The 20,238-nt window shown below is 54.7% G+C and carries 10 protein-coding genes; 4 read left to right on the forward strand and 6 right to left on the reverse strand.

Annotated features, from left to right (window positions below; translation table 11 throughout):
- Positions 1-920: 920 nt before the first annotated feature.
- The gene (locus OQ371_RS00155) at positions 921-3,302 is read right to left on the reverse strand and encodes an ABC transporter permease (protein WP_265991521.1); all 2,382 of its coding nucleotides are present in this window, start codon (positions 3,300-3,302) and stop codon (positions 921-923) included.
- Between the two features lie 304 nt (positions 3,303-3,606).
- Here OQ371_RS00155 and OQ371_RS00160 point away from each other — a divergent pair, with 304 nt between their 5' ends.
- Positions 3,607-7,086, forward strand: coding sequence for a PAS domain-containing hybrid sensor histidine kinase/response regulator (locus OQ371_RS00160; RefSeq protein ID WP_265991522.1), 3,480 nt, complete (start codon positions 3,607-3,609; stop codon positions 7,084-7,086).
- A 23-nt stretch (positions 7,087-7,109) separates the two neighbouring features.
- Here OQ371_RS00160 and OQ371_RS00165 read toward each other — a convergent pair whose 3' ends face one another.
- On the reverse strand, positions 7,110-9,488 hold the full coding sequence (locus tag OQ371_RS00165; RefSeq protein ID WP_265991524.1) for a PAS domain-containing sensor histidine kinase: 2,379 nt from the start codon (positions 9,486-9,488) through the stop codon (positions 7,110-7,112).
- A gap of 256 nt (positions 9,489-9,744) precedes the next feature.
- Here OQ371_RS00165 and OQ371_RS00170 point away from each other — a divergent pair, with 256 nt between their 5' ends.
- The 3 genes from OQ371_RS00170 to OQ371_RS00180 all read left to right on the forward strand — a co-directional run bounded on the left by OQ371_RS00170 (position 9,745) and on the right by OQ371_RS00180 (position 15,243).
- A complete protein-coding gene (locus OQ371_RS00170; RefSeq protein ID WP_265991525.1) occupies positions 9,745-12,930 on the forward strand; it encodes a TonB-dependent receptor in 3,186 nt (1,061 codons plus the stop codon).
- Between the two features lie 349 nt (positions 12,931-13,279).
- Complete coding sequence (locus OQ371_RS00175; RefSeq protein ID WP_265991526.1) at positions 13,280-14,884, forward strand: calcineurin-like phosphoesterase C-terminal domain-containing protein; 1,605 nt, start codon at positions 13,280-13,282, stop codon at positions 14,882-14,884.
- A gap of 77 nt (positions 14,885-14,961) precedes the next feature.
- Positions 14,962-15,243: a hypothetical protein gene (locus OQ371_RS00180; protein ID WP_265991528.1), complete on the forward strand. Its 282-nt coding sequence runs from the start codon at positions 14,962-14,964 to the stop codon at positions 15,241-15,243.
- A gap of 98 nt (positions 15,244-15,341) precedes the next feature.
- On the opposite strand, the gene OQ371_RS00185 is transcribed toward OQ371_RS00180, so the two are convergent.
- The 4 genes from OQ371_RS00185 to OQ371_RS00200 form a co-directional block, all read right to left on the reverse strand.
- Positions 15,342-15,821 (reverse strand): FKBP-type peptidyl-prolyl cis-trans isomerase, encoded by a 480-nt coding sequence (locus tag OQ371_RS00185; RefSeq protein WP_265991530.1) that lies wholly within the window; start codon positions 15,819-15,821, stop codon positions 15,342-15,344.
- Between the two features lie 122 nt (positions 15,822-15,943).
- The gene (locus tag OQ371_RS00190; RefSeq protein WP_265991531.1) at positions 15,944-16,876 is read right to left on the reverse strand and encodes a caspase family protein; all 933 of its coding nucleotides are present in this window, start codon (positions 16,874-16,876) and stop codon (positions 15,944-15,946) included.
- 32 nt (positions 16,877-16,908) lie between these two features.
- On the reverse strand, positions 16,909-17,841 hold the full coding sequence (locus tag OQ371_RS00195; protein WP_265991533.1) for a caspase family protein: 933 nt from the start codon (positions 17,839-17,841) through the stop codon (positions 16,909-16,911).
- 15 nt (positions 17,842-17,856) lie between these two features.
- On the reverse strand, positions 17,857-20,208 hold the full coding sequence (locus tag OQ371_RS00200) for a hypothetical protein (protein WP_265991535.1): 2,352 nt from the start codon (positions 20,206-20,208) through the stop codon (positions 17,857-17,859).
- Positions 20,209-20,238 lie beyond the last annotated feature (30 nt).

The raw sequence follows: 20,238 nt of genomic DNA on the forward strand, positions 1-20,238 counted from the left end.
ACTCCCTTACGAAATTTCTATGGCTGGATTTAAGCTATACACAAGGCAATGTTGCCTACTACTAAATATGTACAACTGACTTTACGCTTCCGAATCGCAAATAAATTAGATCACTGGAGAAGAGTTTCTAACTCTACTGTTAGAAACTCATTATTGAATCTAATGCTAGATAGGTCCACAAAATTAACAAAACCAAAAACTGTTTTTGCTCAGATAATACAGTTTTTTTTTAAACGGCCTTTGCAGAAGTTATAAACTATTTAAAACAAAATAATAACCGAACAAACACTCATCTTACCTTAGAGATAGTAATCTATACGCTAACTATTTACGTTTCAAATTATCAGACTAAACGTATATACGGGCTAATATAATTGCAGGCACAATCAAATAAAACAGTTATATTCTCTCAAAAAACCACACTACTATTGCGGTACTGAAATTCAAATTATGAAGTATCAAATTAGCTTAGCCTGATGAAAAAAGAAAGTCGTTATTTAGTAAAGATTAAGATATCCGCAAATTACAATCTTCGCTAAATTACTTTTAATCTATTTAAATAGTATACGCTATTTATTTACCAATTATGATCATATCGGTTCAGCTAATTGCTTTTAAATTTTTTAATTACTGATGAATGGGAATATCATATAAAAATATGATGGATTTTATCAGGTAAGATTATCGTATCATTTATATTATTTATATTATTCGTTATAATTTTTAAACCAAACCAACTATTGGAATAACTTAACCTGATAACGACAATAAACAACAACGCCTTGACCATACATACCGATAAAAAACCGGGTAATCCAGCGCCCATTTGACAAGATTAGATTCCAAACAAACAGCCGGAAAAAGAAGCGCCCCGATAAGCCATTAGCTTACCGGGGCGCAGATGCATGACCGAAACGGCGTTACTCGCTTCGCAAAGATTTAACCGGATTTAACAAGGCGGCTTTGATGCTCTGAAAACTGACGGTTAACAGCGCAATTCCCAGAGCCAGTATGCCCCCGACCGCAAAATACCACCATTGAATGGGAAACTGGTAAGCGAAATAACTCAGCATCTTCTCCCCAACCCACCAGGCGATGGGCGACCCAATCAGTAGCGCCAGCAAAACAAGCTTTAAAAAATCCGTGGATAGCAACGTAGCGATTGAAAAAACGCTAGCCCCCAGCACTTTGCGAATACCGATTTCTTTTGTTCGCCGTTTTGTCACCAGCGAAATAAGACCGAAAATACCCGCACAGGCCGTAATAATGGCAACCAGCGTGACAAAGCCGACCATACGCCAGATGTTGTCGATAGAACGGTACGCCTTGTCAACCTGGTCGCTCAGATAATAATAACTCAGCGGGCGACGGGCGGGTAATTTCTTAAATTCCGCTTCCAGATGCCGGATCAGCTCCGGTGCCTTGGCCTCGTCGGTCAACCGGACGGTCAGGTAACTCGCCAGCCTCTGCCGACCGCCGTACCAGTGCAGCAGTGGCTCGATGTGCTCTTTCAGACTCTGGTAATGATAGTTTTTGCTGACGCCGATTACGGTATAAACCCGGTCGTTGTTCTGCTGCCGAATCCGTTTGCCCACGGCGGTGGTCCAGCCCAGAGCTTTCATAGCGGCTTCGTTGATAATCACGGCATTGCTGACCGAGTCAGCAGGGGTTGCATCTGAGAACGCACGGCCCTCAATTATTGGAATACCGTACGTTTCGAAGTACCGAACCGCCCCCGCCACATGCCGGAACTTCACTTTTTGTCCTTCCTTTCCTTCGGGATAATACTCGTTGTAATTGCTCCAATACCGTTCGGGAGTAACATCGGATGTGGTAAATTCCTGAACCGCACTGCTCTGGTACAGCGCGTCCAGAATGCGCTGCCCCTGCGACAGAGCCAGTTGCTCGTCGCGGTAGGCCAGATCGGTATTAAAAACCAGTATGTTCTGTTTGGTGTAGCCCAGATTTGCTTTTTTCATGAACTGAATCTGCTGGCGCATCCCGATTGTTCCGATGATGAAGACAACGGCCAGCGTAAATTGCAGGACAATCAGTGCGTTCTGGCGGATTCGGCCCCGGTTTGGATCAGCGGAGATTTTGCCTTTTACGGCCTCTGTGGTTTTCAGGCTCAACAGATACAGCGCCGGATACGTCCCCGAAACCGTCGCTACTGCCAGGGCAATTCCCAGCACCACCGTAATTGTCGGGTAATCGCTGGCCCAGGAAATGTTGAGCTGCATGTGCCCGGAGCGGAGTTCATTAAATCCCGGAATCAGGTAAGAATAAGCAAACAGCGCGGACAGCCCCAGCGACAGAAGGACCACCAGCCCCGATTCAATCCAGAATTGCTTCAAAACAATCAGCCGCGTGGCCCCAACCACCTGCCGCATGGCGACCTCTTTGGTCCTCGGTAAGGCCGATGCCGTTGTCAGATTTATCAGATTAATGCTGATTATCAACAGCAGAAATGCCGCCATCGTGATGGCTCCGTAAATCAGGCCCGAAAACGTCGGGTTCTGGTCGTGAACGAAATTCCGGTACTCGTTGAGCAAAACCGCCCGATTCTGGCCTTCCGGCGTGAAATGCGCTTTGACCATCGCCGGAAACTTTGCTTCCAGTCTGCGCTTGTCGACCCCTTCCTTCAGCAGAACATAAACCTGGGCAAACGTATTGTACCAGTCCGCATTCTCCTTAAAATAAGGCAGTTCGAGCAGCGTAGCGGTAGGCAGAATGGCCTGAAACTGCTGCGAGGAATTCTCCGGTATTTTTGCCAGAACCCCGGTCACGGTATATTGCAAAGAGTCGTTTAGCGTCAGGCTTTTGCCAACGGGATTGATTGCTCCAAACAGATTCTGGGCGGTTTCTTCACTTAGCACAATCGAACGTTTGCCGCGCAGGGCGGTGCCGCGATCCCCAAATTTCAACGGAAAGCTAAACACCCGGAAAAAAGTCGTATCCACGTACACCGTTGCAGGCTGTAGGTCTTTCTGACCATACCGAATCCAGGGGTTACTCCAGGTCTGAATGTGCGTTCCGGCTTCTATTTCGGCATATTCTTTAACCAGTTGGTCCAGAATGGGGTAAACCGTCTGGTTGTAGGTTTGCCCGTTCGTCTGCGTCTGTACGTAATACAACCGGTCAATGTTCGCGTGAAAACCGTCCCATGTCAGGCACTTTTGCGCAAACAGAATCAGCACAACCACGCACGCCAGCCCGACAGACAGGCCCAGCACATTGATGGTGGTAAACAATCGGTTTTTCCAGAGATTACGGACGGCAATCTTTAAGTAGTTGTACAACATGGCGGTAAGGGTTATGTGCCGGTAAAGCAGCCTTTGGCCGGGGAGGCAAGGGTGAAGTAAATCCGGGAAGCTTCGCCCAATAATCATACCACGCGATTAAAACCGGCTTGATACATCTGCAAAGGCGATTTTTACGTTAAACAACTGTACGATTTCGGACACTTTTGTCCGAATGACCGGACCGCCCGGACCGTATTCTCTTATTAGAAACTTTACCATATTTAGGTGGTTCTGATACTTAGCACCCCAGGTGACGGTTTTTCCTGAGCGTAAGATTGGCTGCCAGCTTTGTCGACTACATATTATGGCAATTTATGCTGAACATCAGGGCGATTTATCTTCCCACTCCTTCGCCAAGCGGGCTGCGGATGATATGCCGTCGGGTGAGGAACTCAGCACCCTGATGGGATCTTTCACGCAGGCATACTGGGAAACCAATGCCGAAGGAATGATCGTGACTGATTCCCCCAGCTGGCGGGCTTACACCGGCCAGACCGTCGGGGAATGGCTGAATGAGGGCTGGCAGAAAGCTCTTCACCCCGACGATCGCGATTACGCCGGGCAACAATGGCAGGAAGCCGTTCAGCAACACACCCCCGTCAATGCCGAGTTCCGATTAGCCCACCCGGATGGCAACTGGCGCTGGACCAACCTGCGGGCTACACCCATTCTGAATCCGGATGGCTCGGTAAAAAAATGGCTGTGTCTGCTCATGGATGTTCCGCCCCGCAGACAAACGGAAGATAAACTGCGCAAACGCGAAGAGGAACTGGCGCGCGTGCAGCGAATTGGTGGAATCGCCGGTATCGACGTTACGGTAGGTGATGGTATCGAAGAATCGACAGGCGGGCGGTCGCCGGAATACCGTAACCTCCACGGTTTATTACCCGATACGGTTTATGAAACACATGCCGACTGGCTGCAACGGCTTCATCCGGACGACCGCGAACGGGCTGAGCGTGTCCTGAAAGACGCACTGGCCGGCACCGACGATAGGTACGAGAACGAATACCGCATCATCCGGCCCATCGACGGGCAGGAACGTTGGCTGAATGCCAAACTGGCCATTGAGCGCGACCCGGCCGGAAAACCCGTTCGTCTGATCGGGGCGCACATTGATATTACCGCCCTTAAACAGACCGAAGCCGCCCTGCGCAGTTCCGAGGAGCGATTTCGCCTGGCGGCCCAGGCTTCTCAATTGTATGCCTGGGAAGTTGATCTGGTCCGACGAACAGTCTGGTTTTCGGAAGCCGCCCCGTCCGTGTTGGGCTATACGGATTTTCCACCGGAATGGGGTGACCCGAGCACGGTCATCAACGCCATCCATCCCGATGACCAGGAGCGGGTGCGCGGAGCCATCCTGACCGCCATTGTGGGCAACGGCGAGTTGACGGTGACCTTTCGAAACCTGACAGCTTCCGGTGCCTACCTATGGGTGGAGTCACGGGCGCAGGTTCAGCGCAACGATACGGGTCAGCCGCTCCGGATGCACGGCGTGGTGATCAACGTCGACGCCCGCATCCGGGCCGAAGAAGCCCTAAGCCAGGCGCATAGCCTAACGCGTGAAATCCTGGAAAGCATTGACGATATTTTTTTCACCGTTGATCGAAATTTCGTTTTTAAATACCTGAATCACAAGGCCGAACTGACCTGGGGGCGGCAACGGGACGAACTGCTGGGCAAATCGATATGGGAGATCTTTCCGCAGGCAATTGGGAGCGAAGCCTACCGGATGCAGCTGAAAGTGATGAAGGATCGGCAGCCCGTCCATTTCGAAACTTTTTCGCCTATTATTAGCCGCTGGATTGCCGTCAGCGTCTTTCCCTCGGTCATGGGCGGACTATCGGTTTACTTTCACGACATCACCGAGGTCCGGCAGGCGCAGGATGCCTTGCGGGAAAGCGAGGAACGGTTTCGCACACTGGTCCAGAATCTGCCGGATTACGCCATTTTCAGTATTGATACCCAGGGCTGCATTACCGATTGGACCGAAGGCGCCCAACGCGTGAAAGGCTACACCGCCGAAGAAGCCATCGGGCAGCATATTTCCATCTTTTTTACCCCCGAAGACCAGACGGCTGGCAAAATAGAAGAGGAAATGACCCAGGCAGCCGAAACCGGCCGGGCCGAGCGCGAAGGCGTGTGCGTTCGAAAAGGCGGAAAACGGCTTTGGGTCAACGAAATCACGACGGCCATCCGCGCCCCGAACGGGCAGCTCGTGGGTTTTACGCAAATCAGCCGCGACATTACAACCCGCAAACAATCGGAGGAATCCCTGCGCGAGTCGCAGGAAAGTCTCCAGCTTATTCTGTCCAGCATCGCCGACCACGGCATCATCACCACCGACATCCGCAACATCATTACCGGCTGGAATCCGGGGGCTCAGCACCTGTTTGGTTATTCCGCCGAAGAAGCCATTGGGCAGCCGGGCGCGCTCATCTACACCCCCGAAGACCGGGCCAAGGGCGAGCCGCAAAAAGAAACCGATACCGCCCGCCGACACGGCCGGGCCGCCGATGAACGGTATCATATCCGGAAAGATGGCTCCCGGCTGTACATCTCGGGCGTGATGTCTCCGCTCTACAACAATGCAGGACAGCTGCTGGGTTACGTCAAAGTAACACGGGATCTGACCGAACGCCAGCAGATGATGGAAGCCCTGCGCGAAGCCGACCGCCGGAAAGACGAGTTTTTGGCCATGCTGGGCCATGAGCTGCGCAATCCGCTGGCTCCGGTACGCAACGGGCTGCAGATCCTGTCATTGACGGCCCGGGAAGACGAGGTCACTAGCCTGGTTTCAATGATGAACCGCCAGATCGATCATCTGGTGCGGCTCGTGGATGATCTGCTTGATGTAAGCCGCATTAGCCGGGGTAAGATCGAGCTGCATCGGGAGCGCCTGAACCTAACGGCGCTGGTGAGCCAGGCGGCCGAAACCATCCGCCCGCTTTACCAATCCCACGGTCGGCAGCTCCATGTCACCCTGCCCGCTTCCCCGATATATCTCCATGGCGACACCACCCGGCTGACGCAGGTTGTAAACAACTTGTTGACAAACGGCGTTCGCTATACTGAGCAGGACGGAGAGGTGTGGCTGACGCTCGAAAAGGCGGGAACAGACGCCGTCCTGCGCGTACGGGACAACGGCATCGGATTAACCTCCGATCAGGTAACGGTTATTTTTGATCTGTTTGTGCAGGTCGATCACTCTCTGGCCCGCGCACAGGGCGGCCTGGGTATGGGCCTGACCCTGGTTAAGCGATTGGTTGAGATGCACGGTGGCCGGGTGGAAGCCACCAGTGCTGGATTAGGTCAAGGCAGTGAGTTCATTGTCCAGCTGCCAATAGTAGAAAAATCAGAAACGTTAATGAATACGGAAAATAAGAATACTACCGCGAAAGCGCCGGGCTACCGGATTTTAGTTGTGGATGATAACCAGGATTCGGCCACCACGCTGACCATGCTGCTGAAACTGAAGGGCCACGAGGTGCAAACCCGTTATGGAGGTCGGGCAGGACTGGAAGCGGCCGGAAACGTGAAGCCGCAGGTGATTATCCTCGATATTGGTATGCCCGAAATGGATGGATACGAGACGTGTCGGCAGATTCGTCAGCACGACTGGGGAAAAGAGATGGTGATTGTCGCCCTGACGGGGTATGGTCAGGAAGATGACAAACGAAAAGCCCAGGAAGCCGGTTTCGACGGCCACCTGATTAAACCGGTTGATCTGACGTCACTGACCCAACTGCTGGATACTTTATTTTCGAATGAGCGAACGGCCTGATACCGCTCTGGTTGCCGGAAAATTTACGAGTCGGCACTGGCTGCCGGCTCCGACACGGGCAGGTAGATTTCAAACGTAGCACCCCGACCCGGTTGGCTGGTGGCCGTGATGGCGCCACCGTGATTGGCGACCACTCGGGCACAAATGGCCAGTCCGATTCCCGTACCGGCGTACTGGCTCTTGCCGTGTAGTCGCTGAAATACCTGGAAAATTCGCTCGGCGTATTTCTGCTCGAACCCGATCCCGTTGTCGGCAACCTGAATGCGATAATACTGCGCCGTTAGCCGGGTTGGCCTGACGCTAGCGGGCAACTGACCACTCGCCAGGGTTCGGCAGGTTACCTGAATCCGGGGCGCGGTGTCGGCCTGTCGAAACTTGATGGCGTTGCTGAACAGGTTCATAAAGAGCTGCCCGATCAGCGAGGCATCCCCCCGAATGATGGGCAACTGAGCCACTTCGATTTGCGCATTCGTTTCGCTGATGCCCACTTCCAGATCGAGCAGCACCGTTTGGATGACATCGTTGAGCGGAACCCAGGCATTTAATTCGCGTTGGGTTGAGATGCGTGAAAAAGCCAGCAGATCTTTGATGAGCACCGACAGCCGGTTGGCTGCCGACTGCATGCGCTGGAGGTAATCAACACCGCCCGCCAACTGAGGTCCGTATTGGGCCATCAGCACGTCCCCAAACGCCTGAATCTTGCGCAGCGGCTCCTGCAAATCGTGCGAAGCTACGTACGCAAACTGCTCTAGATTCGCATTGCTGCGTTGCAGGTCGGCCAGCGTGGCTTTGACCTGCAATTCGGCCCGTTTCCGCTCGGAAATATCCAGCGCGGTCAGCGTCAGGCCATCCTCGCGCCGGACGGCCGTAATGGCGAACCACCCCTGAATGCTGGACTCTTTGAGTTCCATCTCGGTATGGAAGGCAACGCCTGTTTTCACGACGTCAACGTAGCGATCAAATAACGCCATCGATTCTACGTAAGGCGCCACTTCGAGCATACGACGCCCGATCAGTTCCTCGGCTGATCGGTGGTACAACTCCTCCGCGGTCTTGTTCAGGTTGACCCACACAAAATCCACAATGCGCCCGGCTTCCCGAAGGGGTGAAAAGAACATAATCGCCATGGGGGCGCTGTCCATGATGCTTTGCAGGTTGTTTTTGGCTTCCAACAACGCCTGGGTGCGTTGTTCCACCTGAAAAGCCAATTCCTGCTGAAGCTGGCGTTGCTGGGTAACATCCTGCGACATGCCCACTAGGCGAATGGGCTTCCCCTGCTCATTAAAGTAGGTTCGGCCCTGGCTGTGCAGAATCCGCTCCTGCCCCGTATGCTGGTTAACAACCGTGTATTCGGCCCGGTACATTCCACCCGACTCAGGCGTCAGGGCGCGGGCGATAGCGGTCTGAATTCGCGCCTGGTCCTTTTCGTGAACCGGGTCAAAAGCCGAGTTCCGATTATTCTCATTATCAACGCCAAACCAGCCGTGCAGCCGGTCGGAGTACTGCGTCTGGCCGGTAGTTGGGTTGAAGCTCCAGGTACCCAGCTCAGCCAGCTCGATGGCGCTCCGAAGCGATTCCTGGGCTTCTTCGAGTTGCTGGCGGACCAGCACCTGCTGGGTGACATCCGTGGCCGTTACCATAATGCCGTAAATCCCACCCGCCGTGTTATACAGGGCTTTATACGTATAATTGTAGTAGCCGGTAAAAGGCTGACCGCAGCGGAGAGATGTCACTTTTTCTTCCGGCCGGTAAGAGGTTTCCCCCGTTTCGAGCACCTGCCGGAGCTGATCCAGCAACGAAGCCGACACCGATCCGGGCAAAAATTCGGCGTACGGTCGGCCAATTACGGACGCGTCACAGCCCAGAATTTCAAGCATTTTCTCGTTGATCGTTCGAATCTGGAAGTCCGTTCCGACCAGAACGACTTTGGCGACCGGCGAGTTAAAAAATACGTTTTGCGAGAACAATTCGCTTTCTTCCAGTTTTTCCTGCGCCACTATCGTCTGCGTGACGTCCTGCACAATACCACTGAAACGCGTCAGCCGCCCCTGCTCATCCCGGATGGTTTTCCCGCGAGCCTGAACCCACCGGAGTGTTCCCTCCTGATTCAGCGTCCGGAAAATGATATTGTGTTCCTTGTAGTTGAGTGGGTTGAGTGCCAGAGCGTTGGCCTTTTGTACCCGCTCCCGGTCGTCAATATGAACCTGCGACATCAGGATGGCCGCCGACACCTCCGCATCCGGTGCCAGCCCAAACAATTGCTTACAAATTCCCGACCATTCTGCCTGACTGGTGACCAGATTAAAATCCCAGGTGCCTACCCCGGCCGCTTGCAGGGCAAACCGGAGCCGTTCGTTCTCCACAATCATATCACGCTCCACAGAATTGGTCAGCTCGTTCATGGACAAATGGGAAAGGATATTAACAGCACGCGAACGTGGAAACCGTCTGGTAGGGTTTCGTAAGTAAAGATAGATGCGGGTTTTTATTGGCGCAAGGGCGTTTCAAAAAACGTCCAGCGGCCTTCTGCCCCCCGCTTCCCTGTACCGGGTCCGGCGGGGGTGTCAGCCGGATGTTTATAAATTCGTAATGATCAGGTAACAGTTAGGTAAAGTAGACACGCTCTCTTTGCAGCGACAAAATTTTATCGCCTATTGCATGAATAAGTATCTACTTTCTACCCTTCTGGGGTTGCTGCTGATTTGTCTTGGTTTTGACAAAGTAGCGGCTCAAACCACCCAGGCTTCCATCGCCGGGGTCATTACCGATAATCAGAAAGCTCCCCTACCCGGCGCCACCGTTCAGGTTCGGAACGAATCGACCGGTTTTACGACCGGAACCGTCACCAACGCGCAGGGCGAATACTCGTTTAAGGAATTGCCGCTGGGCGGACCTTACACCGTCCGGACGACTTTTATTGGCTACGGCGAACAGAAACGAACCGGCTACCTGCTCAACCAGGGCGACGCCGTCCGCCTGAGCCTGAGCATGCAGGAAGACGCCCAATCCCTGGAGGTGGTGCAGGTGGTAGCGTCGGGGTTAAAAAACAAGACGGAAGACCTGGGCGCGGCCACCGCCGTTTCGGCCCGCTCCATTGCCACACTGCCGGTCAACGGTCGGAACTTCACATCACTGATGGACCTCTCCCCCCTGAGCCGGGGCGGTAATATCTCCGGCCAGTTGGGTTCCTCGACTAACTACACCATCGACGGGATGAGCGCCAAAAACCCTACCTCGGCCGGAGCAACCACCAGCCGCAGCGGGGCCCCTTATTCGATTTCCATCGAAGCCGTTCGGGAGTTCAAGGTTGTTACCAACCAGTATGACGTAACCTTCGGACGCAGCGGAGGAGGTACGGTGAGCGCCGTCACCAAAGCCGGTACCAACAAATTGAGCGGGAGCGCCTTCAACTACACCCGGACGGGCTGGTTGTCGAGCCCCTACGACATCCGCGGCAACCGGCGCACGAACGACTTTTCCACCTACCAGTACGGCTTTTCGCTGGGCGGCCCCATTATCAAAGACAAACTACACTTCTTCGTGGTGTGGGATCACCAGCGCGACGCCCGCCCGCTGATCATTGCCGACGTGCAGTCGCAGGCGGACGAGAACCGGTTTAACGTTACCCGTACAACCCTGGACCGCTTCGTTAGCATCGCCCGCAGCAAGTACGGCGTTGCCAACACGCCCCAGTACGGTACGTTCGACAAAACCCGCGGATCGGATGCGGCTTTCGCCCGGATCGACTGGCAGATTAACTCCAACAACCTGCTGACGGTTCGGAACAACTTCACCAGCGACCGCAACAAGCTGGGCCTGGCCGACAACACGGCGATTAACATTTACGAGTCGTACGGAAACGACTACAACAGGGATAACAGCCTACTGGCAACGTTACGGACGACGGTAAACCCGCGGATAACGAACGAACTGAAACTGCAACACCTGTACACCTACCAGAAAAGTAGCCCGGGTGATCAGCTACCGGGGGCCAACATTCCCCGCGCCATCGTAGAGAACATTTCTTCCACGTTGAGTGACGGAGCCACCCGCGCAACCAGCATCCAGATGGGCGGTCACCGCTTTGCGCAGGAAGGCTTTACCAACAACGTACTGCAACTGGTGAATAACCTGTACTACAACACCGACAAGATTCAGTATACGTTTGGTCTGGACGTGATGTACACGCACGCCAAGTCATTGTACGGTAGCGAGGTAAACGGCCGCTTCCATTTTATCGGCGACGGCAGCATGTCGTCGCTGGAAAAATTCGAGCAGTTGCAGCCTTACCGGTATTACCGCGAGGTGCCGCTCGTGGCCGACCCGACGGTGCGGGGCAGCTACCTGAACGCCGGTCTGTATGGCCAGATGAGCACGCGACTGGCGCCGGGCCTGGACATGACCGCCGGTTTGCGGTTCGACTACGCCCACTACCCGTCAACCTCGCTCAACGAAGTGGTGTTCGAAGATCTGGGACTGCGCACCAACAACAAGCTGAAGTCTTTTGTGGCGCAGCCGCGTCTGCAACTCAACTGGGATGTGAACGAACGGCACACGGACTTTATCCGCTTCGGGGCCGGTATTTTTGCCTCTGACATCAACAACTACGTGATCATCAACAACCTCACGTTTGACGGAAAACACCTGGCCACAGTCGATGTCCGCAACCCAATTGTACCGACGCCGGATTTTGCGGCTTACCGCAACAACTACAACAGCATTCCGTCGCTGGACGCCTATCAGCTGCCGACCATCAACATGACGGGCAACGATGCGCGCGTGCCGGTGATGTACAAAATGAACCTGTCGTACAGCCGCTTCCTGACCGATCGGTTAAAAGTGGGTATTGCCGGATTCGCGACGCTGGGCCGTAACAACTACATGTACGTGGATCGTAACATGGTGGCCGAGCCGTTCTTCCGTCTGGCAAACGAAGACAACCGCGGAGTTTACGTACCACTCAGCACCATGCCCACCAACGGCGCGGGCGACTGGCTCCAGGGCCGGATCAGCAGACGGCTGGGCCGGGTTCTGGAACTAAACAGCGAAGGCAAAGTAAACCAGTTTGCGGTAGTCGCCGACGCCACCTACCAGTACTTCAAGGACGGCGAGCTTTCACTCAGCTATACCTGGAACGACACCCGCGACAACACATCATTTAACGGAAACGTGGCCAACACCGCCACCCTGTCGCTGCCCGTGAAAGATGATCCGCGCAACCTGAGCCGCATGACGTATTCAGACAACCACTTCCGCAGTAAAGTTGTCTTCTACGGTACGCTGCCCAGCTTCTACGGTATTACGGTTGGCGTTCGGTACTCCGGAATCGGCGGCACCCGGTATTCGTTACTGTCCGGCGTCAACAGCAACGCCGACTTTGTTTCGGGCACCAACGACCTGGCGTTCATCTTCGATCGCACCAACGAAAGCGTTCCGGCGGGCGTCAGAACGGGGTTACAGGCGGTTCTCGACAACCCGAATGCCAGCCAGAGCATCAAGGATTACATTCAGAAATACTCGGGCCGGATCGCCGAACGCAACGGTGGTATCAACGGCTTCTACGGCGTGTTCGACGTGCGGGCCAGCAAGAAGTTCCGGCTGTATAAAAACCACAACCTGGAAGTATCGGCGGATGTCTTCAACTTCGCCAACCTGCTGAAAAGAAGCTGGGGCGTCAACGAATCGCTGGGCAACCAGGCGCTGTACGCACTGGCGACGTCGGCCACAGTACCCGGTTTCGATCAGGCAGCGCAACGGTTTAACTACCGGGTCAACACCGCCGGGATTGTGGCACCGTCGGGCAACCCCTACCAGATTCAATTGGGGGCCCGGTATAATTTCTAAGCATTCAAAAACCAGTATCCTTCTCATACTCCGACAAATCCCGCCTTTCGGTGGGATTTTGTTTTTTCACTGATTCCGGTCGTCAACCTTATTTTTACTCCTTTAATTTCACAGTAACTTAACAACCGGGGGAGGAAGGATTACACAGGGGTAACATAGGAACTGTAGGTTTGCTTTTCAATGCGTCTGCCCGTCTTTATCCGTATGAAAAAACCGCTGTGCTCCGTCTGCCGAGCGGCATTTAGTCCGGCCAACGGCTCGCTGCTGGCCGGAATCGACCCGGCAGGCCGGTAGTTACCATCGTATTTCAGCTTTCTCTTTTCATTCATCCATACAACTTTTATACATTATGGGCTTTGTTCATTCCTTCCGTTTATGCCTGCTGGGCTCGCTGGTCATTGGCGCGGGTTCACTCCGGGCCCAGGTAGCGCAGGGATTTGTTTTTGAGGACCGCAACGGCAACGGGAAGAAAGACCGTCAGGAAGCGGGTCTGGCGCAAGTGGCGGTTTCGAACGGACGCGAAGTGGTGCTGACCGACGCCAAAGGCCGCTATGAACTCCCGGCGGGGAACGATCAGATTCTGTTCGTGATTAAACCCAGTGGTTACAAATTGCCGGTCAACTCCCAGAACCTGCCGCAGTTTTTTTACCGCCACAAACCGCAGGGATCGCCCCAGGCCAAATTTGCGGGTGTTTCGCCGACGGGGCCGCTGCCTAAGTCGGTTGATTTTGGCCTGACGAAACAGGAAGAACCGGATCAGTACCAGATTCTGGTCTTCGGCGACCCGCAGGTGTACAACACCGATCAGGTTGGCTACTTCGACCGCGGGGTGGTTTCCGAGTTGCAGGGCAAAACAGACAAGTTTCGGTTTGGCATCAGTCTGGGCGATCTGGTGGGTGACAATCCACCCCTCTTCAGCGCCTACAACGATGTCATCCGGAAACTGAACCTGCCCTGGTTTCAGGTGATGGGCAACCACGACATGAACCACGACGCCAAACAGGATAGTCTGTCGGACGAGAGTTTCGAGGCCATGTACGGCCCCAACAACTACGCCTTTACGCAGGGAAAAGTCCATTTCATTGTTCTGGACGACATCCTCTCCCCCGATCCGCGCGACGGGGCTGGCTACCAGGGCGGTCTGCGTGCGGATCAGCTGGCATTCATCGAAAATGATTTGAAGCACGTTCCGAAAGATCAGCTGGTGGTGTTGTGCCACCACATCCCCCTGTTTAGCGAGGGCGACGGCGAATCATTCCGCAAGGCCGACCGCCAACGGCTTTTCGACCTGCTGAAGGATTTTCCCTATACCCTATCGCTTTCGGCCCATACGCACATTCAGCAGCATTATTTCCACGGCAAGGCCGACGGTCTGGCCCGCGAAACACCCCACCACGAATACAACGTCGGTACAACCTCGGGCGACTGGTATTCCGGCGAGAACAACGCGCAGGGCGTTCCGGTTTCTACCATGCGCGACGGCACACCCAAGGGCTACCTGTTTCTGACGTTCAACGGCAATCAGTACGCCTTCGACTACCGCATTGCCGGGCAGCCCGAAACCTACAAGATTGGCTTGTATGCTCCGAAAGCCATTGAAAAAGGGCAGGTGGGTAAAAACGATCTGTACGCCAACTTCTTCCAGGGCAGCCACCGCGACTCGCTGGAATACCGGATTGGCGAAGGAAACTGGAAACCGATGCTGCGGGTGGAGGAAGCCGACCCCACCATGCTGGGCGTGCGGTACCGCTGGGATTCGGCCGAACAGCCGCTCGCGGGCAGCAAACCGTCGGCACCGGTTCAGTCCAAACACCTGTGGAGGGCGCGTCTGAGTGGTAATCTGCCCGTTGGCGAGCACAAGGTCGAAGTCCGAGCTAAGGACGCCTACGGCCGCACCTTCACCGGCTCGACGGCGTTCCGGATCACGGAGAAATCGGCGGCTTCGGCCAAATAACGGCGGGGCCGTCTAATTTATAAAACCCCTGCACGGTCTTTGAGTTGTATCTCTGTTGCACCTAATCAATCTCCTATATGAAAGCCAAAAAAAAGGCACTGATCACCGACATTACCAACTCCGTGGAAGCTAAAATCAGCGAAGCGGGCGAGGTGTCGAAAAAAGTAAAAAAAGTAATTGAGAAGTCGGCCGAGAAGCTGGCGACGAAATTAGTGAAGGTCTACCACAAAGAAGAAAAGAAAAAAGAAAAGGCGCAGAAGAAAACCACCGGAAAAGCGCCGAAAGTTAAGAAAGTCGCGGTAAAATTACCCGTGGCGCCCGCGCCCACAGCGATTCAAACCGAAACTGTCAGCGAATAAACGGCTTCTGGCCAGTAATACAGGAGCCCGAAAGTTTCTACTTTCGGGCTCTCATTAGTTAGAAACGGCACCATCGGCTCCACGGTTCGGCCAAACCGCTAATTGATCCGAATCAAGTCGATTTTAAAGACCAGAATGGAGTTGGCCGGAATGCCGGGTTGCGCCTGTGCACCGTACGCCAGCGTGGGCGGCAGGTAAAGAGTGATGCTCCCACCGGGGGCAATCAGCGGAATACCCTCCTGCCAGCCGAAGATCAGCTGGTTTAACCCGAAACTCACGTTGTTGCCACTGTCAAACTCCTCGCCGTTGGTCAACTGACCTTTGTAGTTGACGGTCACGTTGGAGCAAACGGTGGGTTTGGTACCCGAGCCGGGCGACTGAATCGTGTAGTAAAAACCACGCTCGTCGGCCGTGGCGGCAATCCGGTTTGAATCCAGGTATTGTTTCAGCGCGGCCACCTCCGCCTGCGGTGCTTTAAGGTTCACCGGCGTCGGGTCGCAGGGCGTTTGGTCGGTATTCTGCTGGCACCCCGCCAGCAGCAACGCTCCGATCAGAAAGGCAAATCCGTATTTTTTCATCAACGATCTGTGTAGGTTTGGTTGCCGAAAACTCTTCCGGCCAATTCGCCGGTGCGAACCTACACCAACCGGCTGTAAACCGCAACTTTACCCGACCGCGATTTTAACCAACCAACCCTAAATCAGGGATTGGCGGGCGTAAACGTCCAGCCCGCCAGCCAGTTTTCTTCCATCCGGTTGCGCTGCCCAAACAATTGCGGGGTCTGCGTGATACCGGGGTGGCCCGGCAGAATATCCGAAGTAATCTTCTGGGCCACCTTCTGCCGGACCTGATCCGCGACAGCGTGGTAGCTAGCCTCAAAATTGCTCTGGTTGACCAGCTCCAGCAAACTCTGGGTGAAAATCATGTGGTTGTACTTCGCCGTGATCCACGATACTTCGTCAAACCGGCACGACGACAGCAGCGTAGATTTGCAGGACGCCACCAGCGTCTTGTCCAGGTCCGGATCCAGATCGATGGTATGGTCCGACGTTACCCGAACGTTCGATACGTTGTTGCTCATCTCACCGGGCGACGTCAGGCAGAGGCCGCAGGGAATCAGCGTTTTCATAAAAGTGCTGATGGCTTCCAGCAGATCGGTTGCCAGCGGTAACGACGGGCATTTGACGGTAGTGTCCGCCACGTGCAACCCGCCCGAAAAACAAGAGTCGGTGATGACGGTAAAATTGACCGCATCCGGGTACAGATTTGCCGTCAGATCCGACAGATCGCGGTCGGTGATGACGCCCTCCGCTGCGGGAACGAGTGCTTCGTAGTACAGATCACAGTCGGGCTGGGAAAAATCGGCCCGCTGCCGGGTGCCGTGTCCGGCGTAGTAAAAACAAACCGAGTCACCGGCTTCCGAAATCGAGAGAACGTGCCGCAACGCCAGCAGGATGCGGCTCCGGGTAGCTTGGAGGTCCTCATAATAATAGATTTCCGTAAAGCCAAACACGTCTTTCAGAAGGTGGTACATACTCCGGGCGCTGTTTACGCAATTAAACAGGTTGTTGTTGCCCGAAGGATCGAATATCAGGTAGTTGTCAATACCAACTACCACTGCTCGTTTAGCCATTTCTTAGTCTTGCATTAAGGTTAACTGATGTGTTAGTCCGGTATCGAGGTCGTCCACCCGTCCAGAAAATTCTCTCCCGAGCGGCCAAGCTGGCCGAGCAGTTGGGGCGTCTGGGTATTGCCCGACAGTGTCTGCACCCGCGCCACCAGCCGTTCGATCAGGCTTTGGTACGTGATCCGGTACGGGCAACTGTCGACGGTATCCAGCAGAGCCTGAGTCAGGTAACCGTGGCTGGAATTTTCGCCCGCCGTTTCGTCATACCGGCAGGCAGCAACCAGCGTTGCTTTGGCCGAAGCAATCAGCGTCTTGTTCGGGTCAATGTCGAGATCGACCAGCTGCCCATTTTCAATCACGGGGTTGCTGACGTTGGGAAACAATTCGTTCGAACCGCTGGGCAAACAGACGCCAAACGGCCAATAGGTTTGCATGTGCTTGATGTTGGCGGCAATGTCGGGCCGGAACGGCACCGTGCGCGGTGTGCCGTGAACAATGGAATCCGCCGTATGCAAACCACCCGAATGGCATGAATCCATGATCAGGGTAAAATTGACGTTGTGGGGATTGAAACCGGCCGCCGTGGCGATGGCATCCAACTGAAAATCGTAAATCCAGTCGCCCTCATACGGGATAATCGACTCGTAAAAGCGGTTGTTGTTCGCATCCGTAGTGGCCGGTAGCAGCCCGCCGTGGCCCGCGTAGAAAAAGGCAATCACGTCGCCAGCCGCCGAGTTGGCATGCAGGTACGTCAAGGCGCTGAGAATGTTCCGGCGGGTGGCCTGGGCATCCTTCAGCAGAATCACGTTCTCACGTTCAAACCCAAACGCTTCGATAAACAGGTGGTATACACTGTCGGCGTCGCGCACGCACCCCTGTAGGGTAGGCCAGCTCAGGCCGTATAAATTCTGATCGTGCTGGCTCTGGATGGTGTAATTATTGATACCAACGACTAATGCTCGCTTTGTCATAGTTGTAATTGCTGTTTAGGCACCGACCACGCCGATGAGGGTTTCACTGGTTTCCACAAACTCTCCCATCTGGAGTGAATTGTCCTTGCCGACGAACGTGAACCGGTACCGGAAGGTGCGCTTTTTGGGGTCTTCGACGTTCAGCCGGAATTTCACCGGTTCGGTTTCGGTCGTCAGGCGCAACCGCTCCCGAACCTGCAATTCGTTGTCCGGATCGTCGTATTCAATGTCGATGAACACCATCCGAACGGTGTTGGGGTCAAACAGCGGCACGAAATCAACGGTAATGACGAAGAAGGGATTGGGAACGGCAATTTTGGTGGTTTCGCCGGTAACGGGGTCCATCGTTCGCACCGAACCGTCTTTGAGCCGGTATTCGCAGTGGTAGGTAAAGGCCCGGGCTTCGGGGTCGCTCAAACGCAGTTTCCAGGTCTGAACAGCACTGCGGTCCTGGGCAAACGAAAACGTCTCCTTCGGATTCCAGCCCGTCGGCGAGGTATAAGAAAGGTGCACATCAACGGACGAAACCACGGCCCAGTCCACCAGACTCGGCGATACGTCAATTTCCAGAAAACCCAGGTAATCAAACGGGTGGATAAGCAGCGTGCGGTCTTCCGTCATTTTCTCCGGCAACTCGTAACTTTGCTGCTCGCCCGTCCAGTCCGCATCCGGATCAAAATGAAACTGAATCTGCTGGCTGTATTCCAGAATGCCGGGCGTCATCTTCACAAGCCAGTCCAGCTTTTCCGGACTGGCTTCATCAATCACGAAGTCTTTGATTTTCCGCTCGGGCGTACCGGCAGTTCCGTACATGAGCTTAACGTGGGCCGACGCCAGCCCAATCCGCTTTTTGTCAAAGGGCGTTTCGATGGAAACCCGGAATTCCCGGAAGAACGGATCATCGCCATCCACTTCAAAAAAGTGGCCTTCCTTGGACAAATCCTGCGCCAGCAGTCCGAAAAAGCCCTGCGGAGCGTACGTCCGCTGAACGGCGTCCGACCGGTTAAACTGAAAGGTTAATTCCTTGTCTTCGATCTGCTTAATAAATTTCAGCTTAAACGACACCACCGCCGAGTCGACCTGGATATTGGCCGGACTGGGTGCCGTACTGGGCGTAAAATTCAACCCCGCCTGTTGAACCGGGACCGCCGGGCTCGATTGGGGCGGCATGGCCGTCGTGGCGGTGGGAGCCGCAGCCGGATTCGTGGTAACGGGCGGATTCGTCACGCGTACGGGTTGCTCCGGCGCGCCCGATCCCCGATCAACCGGCGTGGTAACGGGTGGCGTTGCCGGTGGGGTCGGTGTGCCCCCGCCCGGCGTTCCGCCACCTGGGGTACCGCCACCCGGGGTACCGCCACCGGGGGGCGTTCCACCACCTGGAGTGCCTCCGCCGGGGGTGCCTCCACCCGGATTTGTTCCGCCGGGAGTCCCTCCGCCCGGGGTCGTGCCGCTGGGCGGTTGGGGCGGTGTGGGGGTCTGGGGGGGGCGGAGTTTATCGGCCCGGGTGCGAACGGCGTCCAGGTTTTCGGCTTGGGCCAACCCGCCCGCCAGTTGGCCGGGGGTAAGAGTCGGTTTAAACCAGTCGTTCAGGAGCATATCCTTAAAGAAGTTCAGCGCCCAGTCTTCCTTGGTCTGCCGATCGGCGGCCGTTGAGAAATTGATGACGTTGATTTTGATGACGCCATCCTGTTTCAACTTCTCAAATCCCGCTTCGATTCCCGCCCGGATAAAGTAATACTGCGCTTCGAGGTTGGCGCTGAAGTGGTCGTAGACCCGCTTTAGATTCGCTTTGATTTCCACCTGGAGAGCCGGTCGCAAACCGCTGTATTTCAGCGAATACACGACGCCAATCGGCGTTCCCTTTTCTTTAAACACACTATCCAGAATGGTAGCGCCTTCCTGACTGAGTGTCAGGCTGAAAGCCGCCGAATTATCACCGTGCAGGGACGGCACCGAAGCGCCCAGGATGGTTTCAACAGCCCGAAACGTTCCCTGATCGGTGACCTGGGCGACGGTTCCGCCCCCACCCTGCAAATCCAGGGCAATGCACTCGACGGTTCCTTCGTCAAACGGAACCGCGGCCAACCGGGGGCTGTCCGGCGCAATGGACGACAGGCGGGACAGAATCTTGCGCTCCAGATCGGGCGTCAGCCGCAGGTTCACTTCAAACATGAAAAATCCCCGGCCAATGATGTTTTCGCCTTCCACATCGCCGTACTTGATGAACGTAAAGGCGGCCTGGTTGTCCTGCGGTCGGCGGGCCAGTTGTACGGGATTCGGCAGGTACCAGAATTGATTCGGGTCGGCATGATCGGCAAATACCGTGATGCCATCGACGGTTATGGTCTTATTTCCAATTTCCAGCATTTTCTAACGTTTTTTTCGGTGTGATCTAAA

This window comes from Larkinella insperata (assembly GCF_026248825.1).
GTDB classification, from domain to species: Bacteria; Bacteroidota; Bacteroidia; order Cytophagales; family Spirosomataceae; genus Larkinella; species Larkinella insperata.

Excerpts from the sequence above, each read along its gene's own strand:
- OQ371_RS00175 (WP_265991526.1), top strand. The coding sequence starts at position 13,280 with ATGGGCTTTGTTCATTCCTTCCGTTTATGCCTGCTGGGCTCGCTGGTC.
- OQ371_RS00155 (WP_265991521.1), bottom strand. The coding sequence starts at position 3,302 with ATGTTGTACAACTACTTAAAGATTGCCGTCCGTAATCTCTGGAAAAAC.
- OQ371_RS00160 (WP_265991522.1), top strand. The coding sequence starts at position 3,607 with ATGGCAATTTATGCTGAACATCAGGGCGATTTATCTTCCCACTCCTTC.
- OQ371_RS00165 (WP_265991524.1), bottom strand. The coding sequence starts at position 9,488 with ATGAACGAGCTGACCAATTCTGTGGAGCGTGATATGATTGTGGAGAAC.
- OQ371_RS00195 (WP_265991533.1), bottom strand. The coding sequence starts at position 17,841 with ATGACAAAGCGAGCATTAGTCGTTGGTATCAATAATTACACCATCCAG.
- OQ371_RS00185 (WP_265991530.1), bottom strand. The coding sequence starts at position 15,821 with ATGAAAAAATACGGATTTGCCTTTCTGATCGGAGCGTTGCTGCTGGCG.
- OQ371_RS00180 (WP_265991528.1), top strand. The coding sequence starts at position 14,962 with ATGAAAGCCAAAAAAAAGGCACTGATCACCGACATTACCAACTCCGTG.
- OQ371_RS00170 (WP_265991525.1), top strand. The coding sequence starts at position 9,745 with ATGAATAAGTATCTACTTTCTACCCTTCTGGGGTTGCTGCTGATTTGT.
- OQ371_RS00200 (WP_265991535.1), bottom strand. The coding sequence starts at position 20,208 with ATGCTGGAAATTGGAAATAAGACCATAACCGTCGATGGCATCACGGTA.
- OQ371_RS00190 (WP_265991531.1), bottom strand. The coding sequence starts at position 16,876 with ATGGCTAAACGAGCAGTGGTAGTTGGTATTGACAACTACCTGATATTC.